The following is a 19,889-nucleotide window of genomic DNA, read 5'->3' on the forward strand; positions in this document are numbered from 1 at the left end:
CTTAGCCCCTCATATCGGAATAGGTGTCGGCATCGATACTTTCGCGGTTGCGGAAGATAAAGATGACCATTGCAAAGCCCACGCACGCCTCGGCGGCGGCAATGGCGATGGAGAACAGCGGAATGATCTGGCCCGCGACACTCATGGTATCGGGGAGCGTCTTCGCGAAGCCCACGAAGGAGAGGTTCACCGCGTTCAGGGCAAGTTCAATGCCCATGAGCACAAAGAACAGGTTCCGCCTGGAAATAGCCACCATGATACCGATGGCAAAGAGCGCCAGGGCAAGCAGCTGGATGAAAATGGGTTGGAGTTCCATCAGTGTTTATCCTCCATATTTTCAGATTCAACGGATCCGAGACGCTTCTTCGCGAGAAGCACCGCAGCCACCATCGAAGAAAGCAGCAGCAGGCCAAGTGCCTCGAAGAGCACGAAGTAGCCGGGGCCAGTCTGAGCCACGTCGAAGAGAGTCTTGGACGTGAGGGCGACAGAGCCGCGGAGCGTCGTCGTATCGAACGCGAGCGGGCTACGCACCAGCGCAAAGCCCACGAGGCCAGCGAGCACGATAACCGCCGGGATAATGAAGAGCGACACCTTGTCGAACATCGGAGTCTTGGAATCGCGGGCACCGTTCAGCACCATGATGACGAACGTAACGAGCATCATGATTGCACCGGCGTAGACCATGACCTGCACGACACCCAGGAACGGGCTACCGATGAGGCCGTAGATTCCGGCGAGCGAGACCATCGAAACGATGAGCGAAAGGCCGCCGTAGAGAGGATGACGGCTCAGGAGCACGCACGCAGCGGCACCGAGCGTAATCACCGCGAGAATGATGAAATAAATCAGGGCTAACATTACTTAACCTCCATTCCCCAGACCTTTCTGGCCTCGGCATTCTTGGTACCGCCCGGAGCCACCTGGCTCTGTTCGTCGTCCGGGTAATCCTTCGGATCCCAGTTGGTGAGGTCCTCGAGGTGGGCGACAAACTCCTCGCGGGAGCGGTGTTCAAAGGAAATCTTCTTCGTGTCCATGCGCAGTGCATCCACCGGGCAGGCTTCCACACAGAGGCCGCAGAACACGCAGGTCAAGTGATCGATGTCGAAGCGCTTGACCTTCTTCTCAATGCGCGGGTCATCACTGGCTGTTGCCTCGATAAAGATGCAGTGGGCCGGGCAGGCAGCCGCACACATGCCGCAGGCGACACAGCGCGGAGTGCCATCGGGGCGCAACATCAGGCGGTGCTTGGCACGGTAGGTATTGCGGACTTCCGGCTGGCCTTCCGGGTAAGAAATCGTCGGGAGTTCTTCGTAGCGGAACAGACCGCGGGCAGCGTGCTTGAGCGTCGTGAACAAGCCACGCAGGGCCTCGAAAATGTAGAGGCGTTCGCCCAAGGTCATGGGTTTCTGTCTAATAACGCGCATTAGTTACCTCCTACAAGCTTCGCGATGACCGCAGTCACCACAAGGTTGATGAGGGCGATATTCAGAATAATCTTCCAGCCGAGGCTCATCACGTGGTCATAGCGGAAGCGCGGGAGTGTCCAGCGCACCCAGATCCACACCCAGCAGAAGAACACGCTCTTGACCACGAGCACCAGCAGGTGGATGAGCGCGGTTCCGAGGGCAGTCGAGAGGCTGCCGACGGCGACGCCGCCGATGACCATGGACTGCGGATTGTAGAAGAACCAGGCGAAGAAGGCGAGAATCACGAGCACCACGACTGCGGTCCATGCCACAATGTTGTAGAGCTTGTATTCGCGCAGGATTTCAAAACGGTTCGTGAGGTTTGTCGCAGCGAGCTTCTTAGAATAGCGGTGAATCATGTGCAAGAAGGCGAGCGCGAGGAACGCGAGCACGCCGCAAAGCACCGCAAGGGAGCCGCCCATGTGTGCCTGCATCGTCTCGGTCGTAATGAACGGCACCGAGTAGCCACCCAGGAAGAGTGTTGCAATGAGGAAACTGTTGATGCAGATATGCGAGTATTCACCCATGTAGAACAGGCCGAACTGCATGGCGCCGTATTCGGTATGGTAACCGGCGACCAGTTCGGGCTCGCCTTCGGCGACGTCGAACGGGGCGCGGCCGGTTTCGGCGATACTTGCAATCAGGAAGCAGAAGAACGCCACCGGCTGGGCAACGATACCCCAGACGTGATGTTCCTGCCAGCTAACGATATCGGTCAGGTTGAAGGAACCCGCGAGGAGCAGGATGCCCATCATAGAGAGGCCGAGGCACACTTCGTAACTGATGGTCATGGAACTCGTACGCAGCGCACCGAGGAAGCTGTACTTGGACTTGGACGCCCAACCGGCCAATACGGCGCCGAATGCGGAAAGCGAGCTGAAACCGAACAGCAGGAGCACGCCCACGTCGGAATCGATGATGGAACCCGGGATGCGGACCATCTGGCCGCCCCACTCGAACACCATCGGGCCAAACCACGGGATAACGCAGGGGCTCAGGAACACGATGGCGAACGGGATTGCCGGAGCCACGTAGTAGAGCACCTTGTTCACGCCCGCGGGGGCGAACATTTCCTTGAAGAACAGCTTGGTACCGTCGCACATGTTCTGTACGTAACCGAGCAAGCGGATCTTGCCGAAGTACGGAATCTTGATGTACGAGCGGTTCGGGCCCTGACGGTCCTGCATGAAGCCCGCACCACGACGTTCCATCGGGATAAGGAGAAGGATATACAGCACCGGCACGAAGCAGAAGGCGAACTTCGCAATCGTGATGAGCCATTCTATCCAGGTTTTGGATTCAATAATATCCATTATGCTTCACCTCCTTCGAGGAGTTTGCCTGTGCTCTTGATAGCATCGTACGTGAGCCCGGCGAGGACCGGCGCATACTCGCCCGCCTGTCTGAAGGCGTCGGCTGCGGCCTCGAACTTGGACCCGGCCATGTAAGATACCACCTGGTAGGCAGCCCAGAGATTTTCGTCGGGGCAGACCGGGCAGGCGTTCAGTTTCTGCAGCATGTTGAGGCTGTTCACCATCGTGCCCTGGACTTCGCTCCAGTGGCGTACACCCATCGCGATGGTCGCCTTCTTCGCGGTAGCATCGTCGAACGGGGTGATGGCGATACGGCAATTGATTTTCTCGAGAACGCCAGCCGCAGCCGGGTCCTCGCCGAACAGGTCGGCGTTCACCGTCACGAGGGTCTCGAATTCAGTGGCGCGCTTCATGAAGTCGGCCACATCGGCAAAGCCCAGGAGCTTCATGCCGGCGCGGTTCGCCACCGGGTCACCGCTCTTCGCGATACCGTCGGGAGCGTTCACCTTCAAAAGGGAGCCGCCGAAGATTTCAGCGCGGTCACCGAGAGTTTCCTTGAGCATGCGGATTGCGGCGAGGTCTTCGAGCGTGCAAGTTCCGCCCGCAACGAGGGCAATCTTGCCGTTCCCGAAAGACGGAGTATGCACTTCCATTGCCGGGAGGCGGTTCTTGTCAAACTGCTGGAACGCAAGGCGGCTCGTGTTAGAAAGCCAGCTGCGGTTCACCACCGGGTTGCAACGCGGCATCACGCGATAGATGTGACCGTCGGCGTAATCGAGCCAAATGTTTGCGCCGAGGGAATCGTCCATCGAAATAGTCGGCGTGTGGCTGAGCAACCAGACGCGCTTCTGGAAGCGGAAATACTTCGCGGTCATCGCACCCACGGGGCACACGTCCGTCACGCACAGGTCGTATTCGTGATCGAGCTTTTCACCCGGGAACGTGGTGATGTAGGTGTGGTCGGCACGGCCGGCGAGCTGCAGCTGTTCGGAACCGGCGATGCTACGCATAAAGCGCACGCAACGGTCGCACTGCACGCAGCGTTCCTCGTCGAGCAACACGCGGGGGCCCAAGTCCACGTGCTTACCGCCACGGAGCTGGCCCTTCGCGTCAATGAACTGGTGCGCGGGATTGCCGTGGTAGTTCTTGCCGTATTCCGGGCGCATACGAGATTCGTTCTGGCCCGCTTCCATGTAGTTCTCTTGCAGGGTGCATTCACCGGCCTTGTCGCAAATCGGGCAATCGAGCGGGTGGTTCACCAGCATAAATTCCTGCGTGGCCTTGCGGGCGTTCTTCACGCGGGCACTGGATGCCGGCGTGTAAATCTTCATACCCGGAGAAACCGGCGTGTAGCATGCAATCACGAGCATGCGGCCACGCGGGCCTTCCTGTTCCACCAGGCACTGGCGGCAGTTACCCGATACCGGGAGGTAAGGATGGTAACATACGTGAGGAGTTTCAATCCCGACAGCCTTGAGGGCCTCGAGCAGGTTCGTATCGCCAGGAACCATCACCGGCTTATCGTCCACGAAGATTTCCACCTTCGGGCTGTTCTCGGTCGGGAGTTTCGGCATGTTGTAGTAGTTACTCATATTATTACCAGAAAATTCCAGGACGATAGTTTTCCTGAACACGCGGCTTGGCGTGGTCGGGGTTCTTTGCAATCAGTTCGTCAAAGTCCTCGCGGAACTTTGCGGTGTAGCTGCTCACGGGGCCACCGAGCGAAATGGACAGCGGGCAAATCGTCACGCCGCCAAAGCCGCCAGACAGGCTCTGCATCAGTTCCACGTCGCCATCGTGACCCTTGCCTTTCACAATCTGGTTCAGAATGCGGTGCAGGAGTCCGGTACCTTCGCGGCACGGAGTGCACTGGCCGCAGGATTCGTGGCTGTAGAAGTTGCCAAGCACGTTCAGGAGTTCCGCCATGTTGTGCGTATCGTTAATCACGATCATGGCGCCCGAACCGAACATCGTCTTCATGGAGGCGAGGCATTCGTAGTCCATCGTGGCTACGGCACATTCGCCCGCGTTCAGCGGAGCACAGGAAGAACCGCCCGGCAGCACAGCCTTCAGATTCCCGCCTACGATACCGCCGGCATATTCGTTAATCATCGTCATCATCGGGGTTCCGAGAGGAGCCTCGTACACGCCCGGGTTCTTCACGTCGCCACTGATGCAGAACACCTTCGTACCGCCGGCACGGGGCGTACCCATCTTGGCGTATTCGCTCGGGTCGTGCTGCAGAATCCACGGGAGAGCCATGATGGTTTCCACGTTGTTCACGCAGGTCGGGGACTTCCAGGCACCGCTTACCGCCGGGAAAGGCGGCTTAAGGCGGGGCTGGCCCTTCTGGCCTTCGAGCGAGTTGATAAGAGCAGTTTCTTCACCGCAGATGTAGGCGCCGGCGCCGCGATGCACGAAGATATCGAAGCAGAACTTGGTGCCCATGATGTTCTCGCCGAGGTAACCGGCGGCGTACGCCTGGTTCAGGGCCTTGTTGATGCTCTCGATGCAGGGCAGGAACTCGCCGCGGCAGTAGATGTATGCCGCGCGGCTTCCGAGCGCCCAAGCCGCGATAATCAGGCCTTCGATGAGGCGGTGCGGATCTTCCATCATCAGGAAGTGATCCTTGAACGTACCGCCTTCGCCTTCGTCAGCGTTCACCACGATGTACACGGGCTTGCCGGAATTGCGGGGCACGAAGCTCCACTTCATGCCGGTCGGGAAGCCTGCGCCGCCACGACCGCGGAGGTTAGAACGTTGTACGTAGTCGATGAGTTCGAACTGGCTCATGTTGAACAGGCGTTCCGAAATGTTCGCGTAGCCGCCCAGCTTCTTGTAGACTTCAATGTCCTGGGCGCCCTTGCCGAAATTCGCTGTACAAACTTTTACACATTCAGCCATAATTACTTAGCCTCCTCGACCGGAGCCGGCTTCTGGGTGGTCACGGCCTCGTTAGAGGGCTTGGCCGTGCGTTCGCCCGAAGTGGCAATCATGCGGTAGATATCGCCGACCTTGCCGGCAGCATCCACAAAAGCCTTGTCCTTCACGCCGGGCTCGCCCACCGCGACCCAAGAAGAGCCGTTCTTCTTTTCCACCACAATCTTCGTGAATTCGGGAGCGCCCTTCCATGTGAGGGTGGCACCCGTCTCGTCGGCTTCGGCCTTCACGTTCAACACCGGAGAAGGCGGAGCGTAGTCGGCAACCTGCGGCTTGGCAGTTGCGCCCGGAGCACCGGGGTGACCACAGTGACCCTTCACCACACCGCCAAGCACGTCGTGCTTCGGCATGTCGTTCACGTGAGCCTTGCACCAGTCGATAATGCGATCGATGCTTGCTTCGGTAAGGGTCGTACCGCGCTTCATCTTGAGTTCGCCGTCCACGACGTCGGTCGCGAAGTCATCGTTCACGAGCATCATCGGGCCGTTGCCGCAGCTACCCAGGCATTCCACCTGGAGCACGGTAAACATGCCGTCGGGAGTGGTTTCGCCGCTCTTGACGCCGAGCTTGTTTTCCACATACTTGATGAGCGGCTGGGCGCCCTTGATGGAGCAGCTGATGTTGCGGCAGAACTGCAGCAGGAACTTGCCCTTGGGGGCGTGGTTATACATGGTATAGAACGTCGCAACACCGAGCGCATGGGCCGGAGCGCAACCGCAAACGTTGGCCGCCCAGCGGATGCCTTCCGTCGGCACCCAGCCGAACACGCCCTGCACGAGCCACAGCACTTCGAGGAGTGCACCCTGGCCCACCGGGTAACGGCTGAGCAGGTCCGCGCAGCGTTCCTTGATTTCGGGAGTATCGAGTTTCGCAAGCACTTCCTTCGGGGCAGGCTGCGGAACAGGCTTGTTCACATAGCCAAAAGTCTGACCCGGATCCGGAAGAGCCGCAATAGCTTCGCTCGGACCATCAAACTTCAAATGGTTGTTCGAAACGAACTGGACTGCACCTTGAATATGTTCTCTCATCGGTCAAGTTCTCCAGCAATGATGTTGAGGCCCGAAAGTACGGCCATGGAGTCGGCAAGCTGGCCACCTTCCACAAGTTCGTGGAATGCGGCAAACTGCGTGAGGCAGGGCGGGCGCACCTTGATGCGGTACGGATGGCCCGAGCCGTCAGAAACAATCGTGAAGCCGAGTTCGCCGTTCGCGCACTCGCTCCCGCAGTAGTATTCTCCCTCGGGGACGCGGATGCCCTCGTACACGCTCTTGAAGCGCCCGATAAGGCCTTCCATGTCCTGGTAGGCAAGCTTGTGCGCCGGCACGCGGATGCGTGGGTCGACGATGTCGACCGGGCCCGGAGCGAGGCGCTTCAGGGCCTGGCGCACGATCTTCACGGATTCCTCGATTTCGGCGAGGCGCACCTGCAGGCGGTCGTTGCAGTCGCCCTGGGTGCCGACCACGACTTCCCAGTCGTAGGTCTCGTAATCGTAGTAGGGTTCGTCCTTGCGCAGGTCACTTGCAACACCGCAAGCGCGCAGGCACGGGCCCGTCCAGCCGTAGCTGATGGCGCGTTCTGCAGAAATCTTGCCGATTCCCACCGTACGGTCGAGGAAGATACGGTTACGGTCCAAGCAGGCGTGCAGGTCCTTCAGGGCCTTCTCGGTAGAATCGAGGGCGGCGAGCACATCCTGTTCAAAGCCTTCGTAGCTATCGCGGTAGAGGCCGCCAATGCGGGCAAAGCTGTTGGTAAGGCGCGCACCCGTGAGCTTTTCCCAGATGCACATGATTTCTTCGCGCGGGTTGAACGCGTACATGAACGGGGTCGTACCGCCCAGGTCCTGGAATGCGGCAGCGACGCACACGAAGTGGTCGTTGATACGGCTAAGTTCGTTCACAATCACGCGGAGCACCTTCGTGCGTTCCGGAATCTCGACGCCGAACATGTTTTCCACAGCGCGGCAGTACGCGATGTTGTTCATGATGGCCGAGCAGTAGTTGAGGCGGTCGGTATACGGGACCACCTGCTGCCAGGTGCCGCGTTCCACCATCTTCTCGAACCCGCGGTGCAGGTATCCGATTTCTTCTACGCTCGCGACAATCGTCTCGCCGTCCATCGCGGCCAAAAAGCGCAAGCAGCCGTGAGTGGCCGGGTGGCTCGGGCCCACGTTCAGGGGCATCAGGTTCAGCTTATCGCCATTCTTATCCAGTACAATCATTCCTTGATACTCCCTTCCAAGAATTCGTTATCGTTCGTCTCCACTTCCTTGCTGCGCTGGATGACCCTGTAACCGAGGTCCTGCAGGCGCTTTTCAAGTTCCGGAAGCAGGTAGTCGTTCGTCGAGAGCCACTGGCGCTTCTGGGCCGGGTAGTCCTTGCGGAGCGGGTGACCGACAAATTCAACGTGGTTCAACAGGCGGCGGAGGTCCGGGTGGCCTTCGAACACAATTCCGAACTGGTCGTAGACTTCACGTTCGTACCAGTTGGCGTTCGCATACAGGTCGCTGATGGTCGGGACCTTCAGGGAATCCTCCCCGACCAGCACCTTGAGACGCACGCGCACGCACGGGGCGGCGACCGTCTTGAACGAGTAAGAAACCGCAAAACGCGGGCCCTCGTGGTTCGGGTAGGTCAGGTAGTCGATACCCGCGATATCCACGAGCATGTCGAACTTCACGGCGGTTTCGTCCCTGAGGAACTGCACCGCATTGCGCAGGTAGGCGGCACTCACGACGGCGGTCACGCCCCACTTGTCGAGCGTCTCGCGCTTCGCGCCGAACTTTTCTTCTAGGCAAGCGAAGATTTCTTCAGCAGTCATTATCTTCTACTCCTTCCAGAATTGGGCTTTCTTTACGAGGTTCTGTTCTTTTTCCACGACGAAGTCCTTGATGTCGGTAACCTTCTCCTGGGCAAAGGCCTTCGCATTGGCCTTGGCTTCGGCAGTCTTCGCCTTGATCATCTCGAGCTGGTCCTTCACCTGTTCGGCGCGCTGCTTCATGAACGATTCGTCCTTGATCTTCTTCTGCAGGTCGAACATGGCATCGAAGAACGCTTCCGGACGGCTGGGGCAGCCACCGATATACACGTCCACCGGGATAATGTGGTCAATACCCGGAACAGTGCAGTAGCAGTCGTAAAAACCGCCCGAGCAAGCGCACGCACCCATAGCGATAACCCAGCGCGGTTCGGCCATCTGCTCGTAGATACGCTTCAGAATCGGAGCCTGCTTGTAGGTGATCGTGCCAGCGACCAAAAGCACGTCGGACTGGCGGGGCGTAAAACGCACATACTCTGAACCGATACGAGAAAGGTCGTAGCGGCCCACTTCCGTACTCATGAACTCGATTGCACAACATGCCGTACCGTAGGGGAACGGCCACAGGGAATTGGTACGGCCCCAGTTGACCAAAAAGTCAAGGGAGGTCGTTATGATATTCGGCTTTTCTGCCTCATTACCCATGATGTTACCTCATAAAATTCGCGCCAAAAGATAGAAAAAACGCCATTATCGGCGGAATTTCCCGCCCAAACGGAGCCCCGTCTGCCATTACGGAATGCTTATAATTTTCTGTTAATCCTAAGAGTATCAATACGTTACGACATATTTCACGTTTTGTAACGCCCCGGGAGCGCCCACGGCCATGCCACTACAAAAAATGTTCTCAAAATATTTCTCACTCCCCGATTTAAAAATGTATATTTATAACTAAGGACCCAAGATTACTGGCCAAAAACCAACACCCATCTACTATTGACCACCGACTATTGACTATTGACCAATGACTAATGACCAATAACTAACAACGCATGAATCGCTTTTTAGACATATACCAGTTTACGCACTTCCGCAAGTTCCTGGAAGAATACCAGACCGCCCGCGCACAGGCGGAACCGGGCTTTACGCGTACCGAAATCTGCAACCTGCTCGGGCTCGAGAAGAGCCGCAGTTACTTTGCCGATGTCCTCAGGGGCAAGAAGGTCAGCCCCCGCATGGTGGCAAAGTTCATCGAAATCCTCGAACTCGACAAGAAAGAGGCGAAGTACTTCGAGACGATGGTGGAACTCGACCAGGCGAAAAACGACGCCGCCCGCAACGCCGCGATGCAGGAACTGCTGAAACTGCACCCGAACCCGCAGCATATATTAAATGAAGACGCCTACGAATATTATAGCCGCTGGTACCACAGCGCGCTCTTCGCCATACTGGACGCGATGGACGTGGGCGACGACATGGCGCCCGTGCAGAAGAGGATTTTCCCGAAGGTCCCTCTCGGCAAGCTGAAGGATTCGCTCGCCCTGCTGGAACGCCTCGGGCTTGCCCGCAAGAACGAAGAAGGCTTCTGGAAACCCACCAAGGAAAGCATCAGCAGCGGGCCGTACAACAACGCGGAACTCATCAAGCAGTACCAGCTGCAGTGTTTCGAACTCTCGAAGCAGGCGCTCATCACGTCGCCCAAGAAGCCGACCGTCATGAGCACGCTCACGTTCAGCATCTCGAGCGAGGCGTACAAGAAGCTCGAGGCCGAACTGCAGGAATTCAAGGCGAAGGCAAGGCGCATCATCGGCGAAGACAAGGAAAAGGCCGACGGCGTCTACCAGATGAACATCCACCTGTTCTCACTTTTAGACGAAAGACGATAGACGATAGACGAAAGATAAGTTCCTACGTCATCCTGAGCGAAGCGCAGCGAAGTCGAAGGATCTAGAAGAGGTTTTATGTTTGGACGAAAGACGATAGACGATAGACGAAAGATGTGTCCTAGTGTCATCCTGTTCGCGGGGGCGGTTTTCGCGCTCCTCAGCGCATGCAGCAACGGCACGGACACCGCGGGCGTGATTTCCGAGACGGAATCGGGGCAGACGGCCCAATCGGATTACGTAAAGGTGACCGGCATCGTGAACGGGACGGACGGCAAGCCCATCCCGCAGGCACTCGTGTACTACACGGGCGATGACACCCTCACCCACCACACCACAATCCTCGACTCCACCCTTTCGGATGACGACGGATCGTTCGCGTTCGACAGCATCGCCGATTGCACCCGGCTTCACGGATGCACTGCAAGGCTTTTCGCAAAGGCCACCGTCAAGGAAGATACGCTGGTCGGCTTCATTTACGACTACCATTATTTCTCCTCGCGTGATTCGAGCATCGTCCATCAAAATATCGAAATCGGCGAACCGGCGACACTCAACATAGCCACGGCAGAATTGCGCGATTATCACGATGTTGACGCCGATTCCATCTGCTTCGAAGGAAGTTTCGTCTGCGCGGCCATCACGCAAGAGGACCTCGAAAACGGTTACCTCACCATCGAAGGCGTCCCCCCGGGAATAATCGGGGCCAAATGGATTTGGCACGAAGGAGAGGCACAAGAAGCGGGGGGCACCCTGGAACTCAAGCCCGGCAGCACATTTTTCTGGGGCGTGGGAGGCGGCGGCTATGCAGTCGATTCCATCAGGCTCGCTATCCCCGAACGCGCACTCCACATGCTCGACTCCCTCGGGCTCGAACCCACACTGGATTCCCTGTTCATTCCCTACAAGCTTTCGACAAAGGTCGGCGATTACCCGGAAAATGACGACTACGGCAACACCCCCGATCCGCTCGTCGACGAGTTCGGCAACCGCATCTTCTCGCTGAAGGCCGAAGGCGAAACGCAGGAAGCCCGCTACTGGATGTCCGTCAGCACGATCGGCAAGGATACGCTAACAGCCCGCTGGCTACAGGGCGGCTACATCGCTGACGAAATCTACCCCAACATCCAACACCTCTATGCCACCATAGAACCCGGGACCACGTTCGAAGACACGCTGTTCAACACGCACGGCGTCACCCTCAAGACATGCGTTATGTACAAGCGTCAGCAAAATACGGTAGCCACGGAAGTTGCTGTAGACAACTGCAGGGAAACAGGTTCTTACAACTGGCAAGAAAACAGTTTCGCAGTCAGCTTCTGGATCGACACCAAGGATATCGACACCGACTCGAAGCCCGTTCTCTTCTCTGCGGGCAACGACACGCTGGGTTTCAAGATAGCCCAGTGCGAAAGCGACCCGCAATCTGTGTGCACCATGCTCAAGGCTAGCGCCGATTCGGCCAATAGCGAAATATACGGAAAGACAAAATTCTTCGACGGAAAGAAGCACCACTTCTCTCTTGTTATCTACGAGAAGCACCTAACCATCGCCATCGACGGGCAGACCGTCCACGACACCGACCTGAAACCCGCAGCGGAATTCTACGGAGGAATCCGCGGAATCCGTACCGGCGACTACACGCTCGAAGACTTCGTCGTGTTCCTCCCCGGTAGCTACATCCGCAAGGACGGCGAAAAGGACTGGACCCGCCTCCAGGCATGGCTCATGGCATTCTACGAACTTCAAAAGTAGACTAGTTCGCCTAACTTTTCTATATTTGCCCCCGCTTGGCGCATGTCGCGCCGCATTTAACGGAGGCTAAAATGGCTCTACAGTTCTACAACACCGCATCGCGCAAGAAAGAAGTATTCACACTCCCCGAAGGCGTTCCCGCCGTGCGCATGTACTGTTGTGGCCCGACGGTGTACCATTTCGCCCACATCGGCAACCTCCGCACCTACATTTTTGAAGACTTTTTGGTCCGCACGCTCAAGTACTACGGCTACAAGGTGAACCACATCGTGAACATCACCGACGTGGGCCACCTCACCAGCGACGCCGACTCCGGCGACGACAAGATGGAAAAGGGAGCCGCCCGCGAAGGCAAGTCCGTTTGGGACATCGCGAAGTTCTACACCGACGCGTTCATGGCCGACTGGCACCGTCTCAACATCCAGGAACCGACCCGCTGGACGCCTGCAACGCAGCACATCCAGGAACAGATTGAACTGGTGAAGACCCTCGAAGAAAAGGGCTACACCTACCGCACCAGCGACGGCATCTACTTCGACAGCCTCAAGTTCCCGCGTTACGCCGACTTCGCTCGCCTCGACGTGGAAAACCTGCGCAAGGGTAGCCGCATCGACATGGGCGAAAAGCACAACGCCACCGACTTTGCTCTGTGGAAGTTCAGCCCGAAGGACAAGAAGCGCGCCATGGAATGGGACAGCCCGTGGGGCGTTGGCTTCCCCGGCTGGCACATTGAATGCTCCGCCATGGCCATGAAGTACAACGGCCCCACGCTCGACATTCACTGCGGCGGTACCGACCACATCCGCGTGCACCACACGAACGAAATCGCCCAGAGCGAATGCGCGAACGGCGTTCAGTTCGCCCGCTTCTGGATGCACGGTGAATTTCTCCGTACGGCAAGCGAAGAAAAGCTCGAAGACGGCACGACCGAACAGAAGTTCGGCAAGATGAGTAAGTCCAGCGGCGAATTCCTGACGGTATCTCTCCTGATGGACCGCGGCTTCAACCCGCTCGACTACCGCTTCTTCGCGATTGGCAGCCACTACCGCAACTACCTGAACTTCACGTGGGAAGCCCTGGAAGGCGCGAAGGAAGGCCTCAAGAGCTTGCACAAGAAGACGGACCCGCTGATCGGTAAGGCCACCGCTATTACGAGCAAAGCCGCCAAGGCATTCCAGCAGGAATTCAAGGACGCCATCGGCGACGACCTGAACATGCCGCGCGCCCTCGGTATCATGAACACGATGCTCAAGAGCGATATCGATGACGGCGAGAAGGCGGCACTCGTGGCCGACTTCGACAAGATCTTCGGATTGAAACTCGACCAGCCGCGCGAAGAATACGTGAAGAAGGGCGCGAACGATGGCGTGGATGTTGCAAAGATTGAAGCGCTGATTGCCGCCCGTAAGGAAGCCCGTGCCGCCAAGAACTGGGCCGAAAGTGACCGCATCCGCGACGAACTCGCCGCCATGAACGTGGTCATCAAGGACAGCAAGGAAGGCACGACCTGGGAAATCAAGGCGTAGGGCGGCAAAGCCACCTGCGATTACTTTGTTTGCAACAGTGAGCTACCGCCCCAAAGGGTTACATACCAAGCCACAATTTCGCAGGTTTTAGTATGTAAAATTCATTCTTTTTGAAGCCTAAAACGACATGTTTTAGGCTTTTTCTTTTACTTTCATCTCAAAAAGTATCAAAAAGGGAGCAATGGCGACAAATATTACATACCACTCCCCCGAAAAAAAGCTTTTAGTATGTAAGCAAGAAAAACAGCAACGGCAGATTACATACTATTTGCACAACAGAGACAATTTAGTATGTAATACAGGCCTTTCCAGCACCAGCCTTTCGCCTTAAAGGAAGGGGGCTTTAAAAAAAGAGAACATTTCTATATTGTCTTACATGGTTATCAAGCAATTTGTCGTGAATCCCTTCGGCGTGAACGGTTTCGTTTTAAGCAACGACGCCGGCGATGCGATTCTGATTGACCCAAGTGTCAGCAACGAGCGCGAAGAAGCGGCATTGGCGAACTATATTGCCACAAACAACCTGACCGTGCGCCACCTGCTGAATACGCACCTGCACCTGGACCACGTGCTGGGCAATGCGTTTGTCGCCCGCAAGTACGGCGTGCAACCCGAGGCTCACGAAGAAGACGCCTTCTTGCTTGACCTGCAGGAAGAGCAGAGCCAGATGTTCGGACTCCCGCTGCGGGAACATTCGCCCGGACTCGGCAACTACCTTGCCGAGGGCGATGCCGTCGAGGTACCCGGCATCAAGTTGCAGGTTTTCCACATCGCGGGCCACTCCCCCGGCGGCATCGCGTTTTACTGCGAAAACCCGGGCGAAGTGAACGGGCAGAAAGATGTTCCTCCCCTGCTGTTCCCCGGCGATATCATGTTTGCGGGGAGCAGAGGCCGGAGCGACCTCTTCGGTGGGGACGACGACGCACTTGTAAGCGGAATTAAGAGCAAACTTCTCACGCTCCCGAAAGAGACGGTGGTTTTCCCCGGACACGGGCCCATGACTACGATCGGGGATGAGAGAAGGTGGTATTGATTGAAGATCCCCGCCTTCTCCTCAAAGAGGATAACTCTACTATGGCAACAAGTTGCCAAGTATCGTATAGCGGGGATGACAAGAAAATGCGGGGATGACAGTTGCGGGTATAGGAATGAGTGACAAGGCGATGGCAAGAATTGGGTGGATTGACGAGTTCAAGGGATTCGTGTTGTTGCTCGTGTGCCTTTATCACGTGGAGCAATCGTTCCCGCAGGCGCAAATGGGAATGCTCCGCCTGAGTGCGCTCCGCATGTCAGCCTTCTTCTTCATCTCAGGAATGCTATTCAGCACGCGGCGCTTTCCTGATTTCAAAAGCTACCTTGTTCACAAGACGCGCGTCTTGCTCGTCCCCTACATCCTGCTTTCTCTCCTGTTTCTGGCGCTGGACCCGGTGCTCTACAACTTTGACTTGTTCCCGAAGGCGCCGCGCATGACGGTCATGAACATCAAGCCCGAAATCGCGACCGTATGGGATTATATCTACTGGAACCTCGCAAAAATATTTGTGGCCGGAAAATCTTCCATCGGGTCGGGGCCGCTGTGGTTCGTGTTCACGCTGTACTCGGTAAGTTTGCTGTTCTATGGGGTGCAATGTGCCGCAAGGAAGATATCCGAGATTCTATCGCCCCTACGGGGCTCCAGAATGACAGCGGGGGTAACCGCACTTGCCGCAATCGCAAGTCTCGCAGGCGGCTGGTTCCTGTATGTCAATCACATCCGCCTGCCGCTCGGGATAGAGCGCGATTTGACAGTGCTTTTCTTCTTCGCGAACGGCTGGCTGTGCAAGGGCGCGTTGAAAGATCCCCGCCTTGGTTCGGCGACGCTCACCACAGGTCGCGGGGATGACGTTCGAGGCAAAAACATCTTGGCTCTCGTCGCCGCCACCATCGTCGCATTCGCCGCCTACGCATACCTCGAAGTTCCAGACCCGAACTTCAGCATCATGAACAACGATCTCGGGAAATCCCTCCCCGTATTCCTCACCAGTTCCTTCTTCGGCATCGCTGGCCTTGTCGCCACATTCATATTTGCAGACAAACTACCAAACATTGCGCCATTCCGCATCATCAAGGGAATCCTCCGCAACATCTCGCGCAACGCTCTCGTGATTCTCGCCGTTCACTGGTACACCCTGCTCGTCATGCGGTTGCTCTTCCGCGACACGTTCAACAAGCCGGGCATTGCCTACCTCGCCATCCCTGTGGTTGCAATCGTGGTTATCGGGGCAATTCCGCTGTTCCGCTGCAAGCTCTACCGCCTGCTCGGCAAACAAAAAATCAGCGTCCGCGAGAGCCTAAACATCAAGGACTAGGGCCGCGCAGTTCTTGCCGACACATCAAACTGCGTCACTCTAGCCCGCGCATTTTATACTCAAATTTCGCGCGCATCCTTTAACCGCAAACAGCGCATTCCGCGCCACTAAAAAAACTAGAGATAGCTCTTGCACTGGCGAACGGGCTCGACCTCTTCGGGCTTCTTTTTCGGCACATACACCTTGATGGCGTAAACATTCTGCTCCGTCTCCGCCACGATATCGCCTTCCTGCAAATCCTCGTTCAGTTCGATTTCCACCTCGACTCCATCGCGGGCAATGCAGCGGATAGAACGCGCCGTCAGTTCCTCGTGCAAAAGAGGAACGTCAACGACTTTCTTGTAAGTACCGTGATGTGTCGTGCCGAGAATTCTGTTACAGTGCATGCGGCGCAATATAGAATTTTTAGTCATCGGCCATTCGCGATTAGTTCTCGGCTTGACTTTTTCTATCTTTCGCAAAGAAATATGGCACGCGCACGCAAGACAATCACACCTGACCCGTATGCGAAACCGATAGCGAAACCGCTACCGCCCGAGCAGAGCCTGCCGGGAAAGCTGAAGCAATTCCAGTCGCCGACCCGCGCGAACTTCGAGCTCGTGAGCCCCTACGGTGCAGCGGGCGACCAGCCGAAGGCCATCGAAGAACTGACCGAAGGTTTCAAGCACGGTGAACAGTTCCAGACGCTGCTTGGCGTCACGGGTTCCGGCAAGACTTTCACGATGGCGAACGTCATCAAGAACGTGGGCAAGCCGACGCTGATCCTCACGCACAACAAGACGCTTGCGGCGCAGCTCTACCAGGAATTCAAGGCGTTCTTCCCGCACAATGCGGTGGAATACTTCGTGAGCTATTACGACTATTTCCAGCCCGAAGCGTACATTCCGCACACGGACACGTTTATCGAGAAAGACGCGAGCATCAACGACGAGATTGACAAGCTCCGCCTGCGCGCCACCGCGAACTTGCTCACCCGCCGCGACGTGATTATCGTTGCCTCCGTAAGCTGCATCTACGGCTTGGGAAGCCCGAGCGAATATTTCGACTTGATGGTTCGCATCAAAAAGGGTGACGTTTACGACCGCGACAAGATTCTGCATGACCTCGTGCGAATTCAATACACGAGAAACGATTTCAGCCTGGATCGCGGCAGCTTCCGCGTGCACGGCGACGTGATTGAGATTCACCCGAGCTACGACGAAGAAGGCCTCCGCATCGAGCTTTTCGGCGATGAAGTCGACAGGCTCGTTCGCTTCAACATCATTACCGGCGAAGTCACGCAGGAAATGGACGAGATGACCATCGCTCCGGCAAAGCACTTTGTGACCAAGGAAGAAGGCCGCGCAGGAATTTTGCAGCGCATGCAAGTGGAACTGACCGAGCGCCTTGCGGAACTCGACAAGGAAGGCAAGGTGCTGGAATCGGCCCGCCTCAGCAGCCGCACCCGCTACGACATGGAAATGATTCGCGAGACCGGCATGTGCAGCGGCATCGAGAACTACTCCCGCATTATCGAGAACCGCGCGCCGGGTACGCGCCCGTTTACGCTCATCGATTACTTCGGCGACGACTGGCTCCTGATGGTGGATGAATCCCACGTGAGTATTCCGCAGGTAGGCGGCATGGCCGAAGGCGATAAGAGCCGCAAGACGACGCTTGTGCAGTACGGATTCCGCCTCCCCTGCGCGCTGGACAACCGCCCCATGAACTTCGCCGAATTCGAGTACATGTACCCGAAGCAAGTGCTTTTCGTGTCTGCAACTCCCGGCGATTACGAACTTACCAAGACGGGCGGTGTCGTTACCGAACAAATTAACAGACCCACCGGACTTTTGGACCCGAAAATCGAGATGTTCCCCATCAAGGGCCAGATGGACGTGCTCCTGTACCGCATCGAGGAGGTCGTCAAGAACGGCGACCGCGTGCTGGTTACCACCCTCACCAAGAAGATGGCGCAGGACCTCACCGACTTCTTTGTAGAATCGGGCATCCGCGCGCGCTACCTGCACAGCGATATCAAGACCTTGGAACGTCACGAACTCATCCGGGGCTTGCGCACCGGAGAATTTGACGTGCTGGTGGGCATCAACCTGCTGCGCGAAGGCCTGGACCTGCCCGAAGTGAGCATGGTCGCGATTCTCGATGCCGACAAGGAAGGATTCCTGCGCAACTACCGCAGTTTAATCCAGACGATGGGACGCGCGAGCCGTAACGTGAACGGCACAGTCTTGCTCTTTGCAGACAACATGACCGACAGCCTGGAAAAGGCCATCACCGAAACCGCCCGCCGTCGCAGCGTGCAGGAAGAATTCAACAAGGAACACGGCATTACGCCGAAGTCCGTGACCCGCAAGATTGAAGAGGATTTGAGGATTAACGACCCGCTGGGAATAGACGGCGACGATTCCGTCGACGAGGACGAGGAGATCCCCGCCTTCGCGGGGATGACAAATGGGGAACCGGGCATCCGCCCGATGGAACCGCTGCAGCCCAGTTCTAGACGAAAGACGAAAGACGAAAGACGAAAGCAAGGTTCTAATTACTCCAAGCGCGCGGAGAACGCCAAACTGAGCGCGGCCGTCGGCGCCACCGCAACACGTCATCCTCGCGCAGGCGAGGATCTATCGGCAAAACTTGCCGACCTCGAGCGCCAGATGAAAGAAGCCGCCGCGCGACTCGACTTCGAAGAAGCCGCACGCCTCCGCGACATCATCCGCGGCATGCAATAAACCCTCATGTCATCCCCGGCTTGACCGGGGATCTCCCATAAAAAAATCCCGCGAATTTCTCCGCGGGATTTTTCACATTCGTCATGTTCGCGACAATTACACGTCGACCACTTCAGTCCAGCCGAACGGGTCGGGAGCTTCGCCGAACTGGATAGCAGTGTACTTCGTGAAGAGTTCCGTGCAGACCGGGCCCGGATTCTTGCCGTCACCGTAGGTGAATTCCTTGCCGGCAACCGGATCCACAATCTTCTTGATCGGGGTAATCACGGCGGCGGTACCGCATTCAGCCGTTTCGGAGAATTCAGCGAGTTCTTCAAACGGAACCTGGCGGCGTTCCACGGTGTAACCGAGGTGTTCAGCCAGCTGCTGCAAGCTCTTGTTCGTAATCGACGGCAGAATGGATTCGGACTTCGGGGTCACGTAGGTCTTGCCCTTGATACCGAAGAAGTTTGCCGGACCGCATTCGTCGATGTACTTCTTTTCCTTCGCGTCCAGATAAATCGTGCTGGAGTAACCAAGCTTCTTGGCCTCGGCGAGGGAGAGCAAGCTGGCAGCGTAGTTACCGCCGACCTTCACCGTACCCGTGCCCTGCGGAGCGGCGCGGTCATAGTTGCGGCTAATCATCATGTCGACCGGCTTGAAACCGTCCTTGAAGTACGGACCCACCGGAGTCACGAACATCAACAGCAGGTATTCGTCGGAGGGCTTCACGCCGACTTCCGGGCTCGTACCGATGAGGAGCGGGCGGATGTAGAGCGTTGCACCGTGACCGTACGGCGGAATAAAGCGGGCGTTGGCCTTCACCACTGTGTGGACCATCTCGCGGAACAGTTCGACCGGCGGAACGGCCATGAGCACGCGGTTCGCGGTGTTCTGCATGCGCTTCGCATTCTCGTCAACGCGGAAGATACGGACCTTGCCGTCCTTGCCCGTGTAAGCCTTGAGGCCTTCAAAACCTTCCTGGCCGTAATGCAAGCAGGTAGCGGCCATGTGGATGCTGATGTCCTTGGAAGAAGAAAGTTCAACCTTGCCCCACTTGCCATCGCGGTAGTAGCAGCGGACATTGTAATCGGTATCGTAATAACCGAAGGGGAGCGTCTTCCAATCGACAGTGTTCAAATCAAGCATATATTCACCTTTTTGTGCAATTGTGCATTTTTAAAGGTATCGTTCGG

The 19,889-nt window shown here is 56.9% G+C and carries 18 protein-coding genes; 6 read left to right on the plus strand and 12 right to left on the minus strand.

Translation table 11 applies throughout. The annotated features are described in order from the left end of the window. Position 1: 1 nt before the first annotated feature. From nuoK to BUA44_RS12090, 10 genes are read right to left on the minus strand one after another with little or no spacing between them, the layout of a single operon-like run. Positions 2–316, minus strand: coding sequence for an NADH-quinone oxidoreductase subunit NuoK (nuoK, locus tag BUA44_RS12045; RefSeq protein ID WP_072812383.1), 315 nt, complete (start codon positions 314–316; stop codon positions 2–4). After that, positions 316–858, minus strand: a complete 543-nt coding sequence (locus tag BUA44_RS12050; RefSeq protein WP_072812386.1) for an NADH-quinone oxidoreductase subunit J family protein — start codon at positions 856–858, stop codon at positions 316–318. Before BUA44_RS12050 ends, nuoK begins: the two co-directional genes overlap by 1 nt. Further along, complete coding sequence (locus BUA44_RS12055) at positions 858–1,424, minus strand: NuoI/complex I 23 kDa subunit family protein (protein WP_072812388.1); 567 nt, start codon at positions 1,422–1,424, stop codon at positions 858–860. The genes BUA44_RS12050 and BUA44_RS12055 overlap by 1 nt, the downstream gene beginning before the upstream one ends. Further along, positions 1,424–2,779: a complex I subunit 1/NuoH family protein gene (locus BUA44_RS12060; protein WP_072812390.1), complete on the minus strand. Its 1,356-nt coding sequence runs from the start codon at positions 2,777–2,779 to the stop codon at positions 1,424–1,426. Before BUA44_RS12060 ends, BUA44_RS12055 begins: the two co-directional genes overlap by 1 nt. Continuing rightward, positions 2,779–4,371 carry an NADH-quinone oxidoreductase subunit G gene (locus tag BUA44_RS12065; RefSeq protein WP_072812392.1) on the minus strand — a complete coding sequence of 531 codons (1,593 nt, stop codon included), beginning with the start codon at positions 4,369–4,371 and terminating at the stop codon, positions 2,779–2,781. The genes BUA44_RS12060 and BUA44_RS12065 overlap by 1 nt, the downstream gene beginning before the upstream one ends. A gap of 4 nt (positions 4,372–4,375) precedes the next feature. After that, positions 4,376–5,683 (minus strand): NADH-quinone oxidoreductase subunit NuoF, encoded by a 1,308-nt coding sequence (gene nuoF, locus BUA44_RS12070; protein WP_072812394.1) that lies wholly within the window; start codon positions 5,681–5,683, stop codon positions 4,376–4,378. A gap of 2 nt (positions 5,684–5,685) precedes the next feature. Then, complete coding sequence (locus BUA44_RS12075; RefSeq protein ID WP_072812396.1) at positions 5,686–6,747, minus strand: NADH-quinone oxidoreductase subunit NuoE family protein; 1,062 nt, start codon at positions 6,745–6,747, stop codon at positions 5,686–5,688. Further along, a complete protein-coding gene (locus BUA44_RS12080; protein ID WP_072812398.1) occupies positions 6,744–7,937 on the minus strand; it encodes an NADH-quinone oxidoreductase subunit D in 1,194 nt (397 codons plus the stop codon). The genes BUA44_RS12075 and BUA44_RS12080 overlap by 4 nt, the downstream gene beginning before the upstream one ends. Further along, on the minus strand, positions 7,934–8,536 hold the full coding sequence (locus tag BUA44_RS12085) for an NADH-quinone oxidoreductase subunit C (protein WP_072812400.1): 603 nt from the start codon (positions 8,534–8,536) through the stop codon (positions 7,934–7,936). Before BUA44_RS12085 ends, BUA44_RS12080 begins: the two co-directional genes overlap by 4 nt. 6 nt (positions 8,537–8,542) lie before the next feature. Further along, positions 8,543–9,178, minus strand: coding sequence for an NADH-quinone oxidoreductase subunit B (locus BUA44_RS12090; protein WP_072812402.1), 636 nt, complete (start codon positions 9,176–9,178; stop codon positions 8,543–8,545). A 347-nt stretch (positions 9,179–9,525) separates the two neighbouring features. Here BUA44_RS12090 and BUA44_RS12095 point away from each other — a divergent pair, with 347 nt between their 5' ends. The 5 genes from BUA44_RS12095 to BUA44_RS12115 all read left to right on the plus strand — a co-directional run bounded on the left by BUA44_RS12095 (position 9,526) and on the right by BUA44_RS12115 (position 15,985). Beyond that, complete coding sequence (locus BUA44_RS12095) at positions 9,526–10,359, plus strand: TIGR02147 family protein (protein WP_072812404.1); 834 nt, start codon at positions 9,526–9,528, stop codon at positions 10,357–10,359. A 75-nt stretch (positions 10,360–10,434) separates the two neighbouring features. Next, positions 10,435–12,111 carry a carboxypeptidase-like regulatory domain-containing protein gene (locus BUA44_RS12100; RefSeq protein ID WP_143151983.1) on the plus strand — a complete coding sequence of 559 codons (1,677 nt, stop codon included), beginning with the start codon at positions 10,435–10,437 and terminating at the stop codon, positions 12,109–12,111. 71 nt (positions 12,112–12,182) lie between these two features. Beyond that, positions 12,183–13,637, plus strand: coding sequence for a cysteine--tRNA ligase (cysS, locus tag BUA44_RS12105; RefSeq protein WP_072812408.1), 1,455 nt, complete (start codon positions 12,183–12,185; stop codon positions 13,635–13,637). Between the two features lie 376 nt (positions 13,638–14,013). Continuing rightward, the gene (locus tag BUA44_RS12110; protein WP_072812410.1) at positions 14,014–14,670 is read left to right on the plus strand and encodes an MBL fold metallo-hydrolase; all 657 of its coding nucleotides are present in this window, start codon (positions 14,014–14,016) and stop codon (positions 14,668–14,670) included. Positions 14,671–14,800: 130 nt separating this feature from the next. Then, entirely contained in the window at positions 14,801–15,985 is a 1,185-nt protein-coding gene (locus BUA44_RS12115) for an acyltransferase family protein (RefSeq protein WP_072812479.1), read from the plus strand. Positions 15,986–16,101: 116 nt separating this feature from the next. On the opposite strand, the gene BUA44_RS12120 is transcribed toward BUA44_RS12115, so the two are convergent. After that, positions 16,102–16,371: a hypothetical protein gene (locus tag BUA44_RS12120; protein ID WP_143151984.1), complete on the minus strand. Its 270-nt coding sequence runs from the start codon at positions 16,369–16,371 to the stop codon at positions 16,102–16,104. Between the two features lie 81 nt (positions 16,372–16,452). Between BUA44_RS12120 and uvrB the strand changes: the two genes are divergently transcribed. Continuing rightward, a complete protein-coding gene (uvrB, locus tag BUA44_RS12125) occupies positions 16,453–18,714 on the plus strand; it encodes an excinuclease ABC subunit UvrB (protein WP_072812414.1) in 2,262 nt (753 codons plus the stop codon). Between the two features lie 96 nt (positions 18,715–18,810). On the opposite strand, the gene BUA44_RS12130 is transcribed toward uvrB, so the two are convergent. Continuing rightward, a complete protein-coding gene (locus tag BUA44_RS12130; RefSeq protein WP_143151990.1) occupies positions 18,811–19,833 on the minus strand; it encodes a branched-chain amino acid aminotransferase in 1,023 nt (340 codons plus the stop codon). Between the last annotated feature and the right edge of the window lie 56 nt (positions 19,834–19,889).

Source organism: Fibrobacter sp. UWR3 (assembly GCF_900143055.1).
Classification (GTDB): domain Bacteria; phylum Fibrobacterota; class Fibrobacteria; order Fibrobacterales; family Fibrobacteraceae; genus Fibrobacter.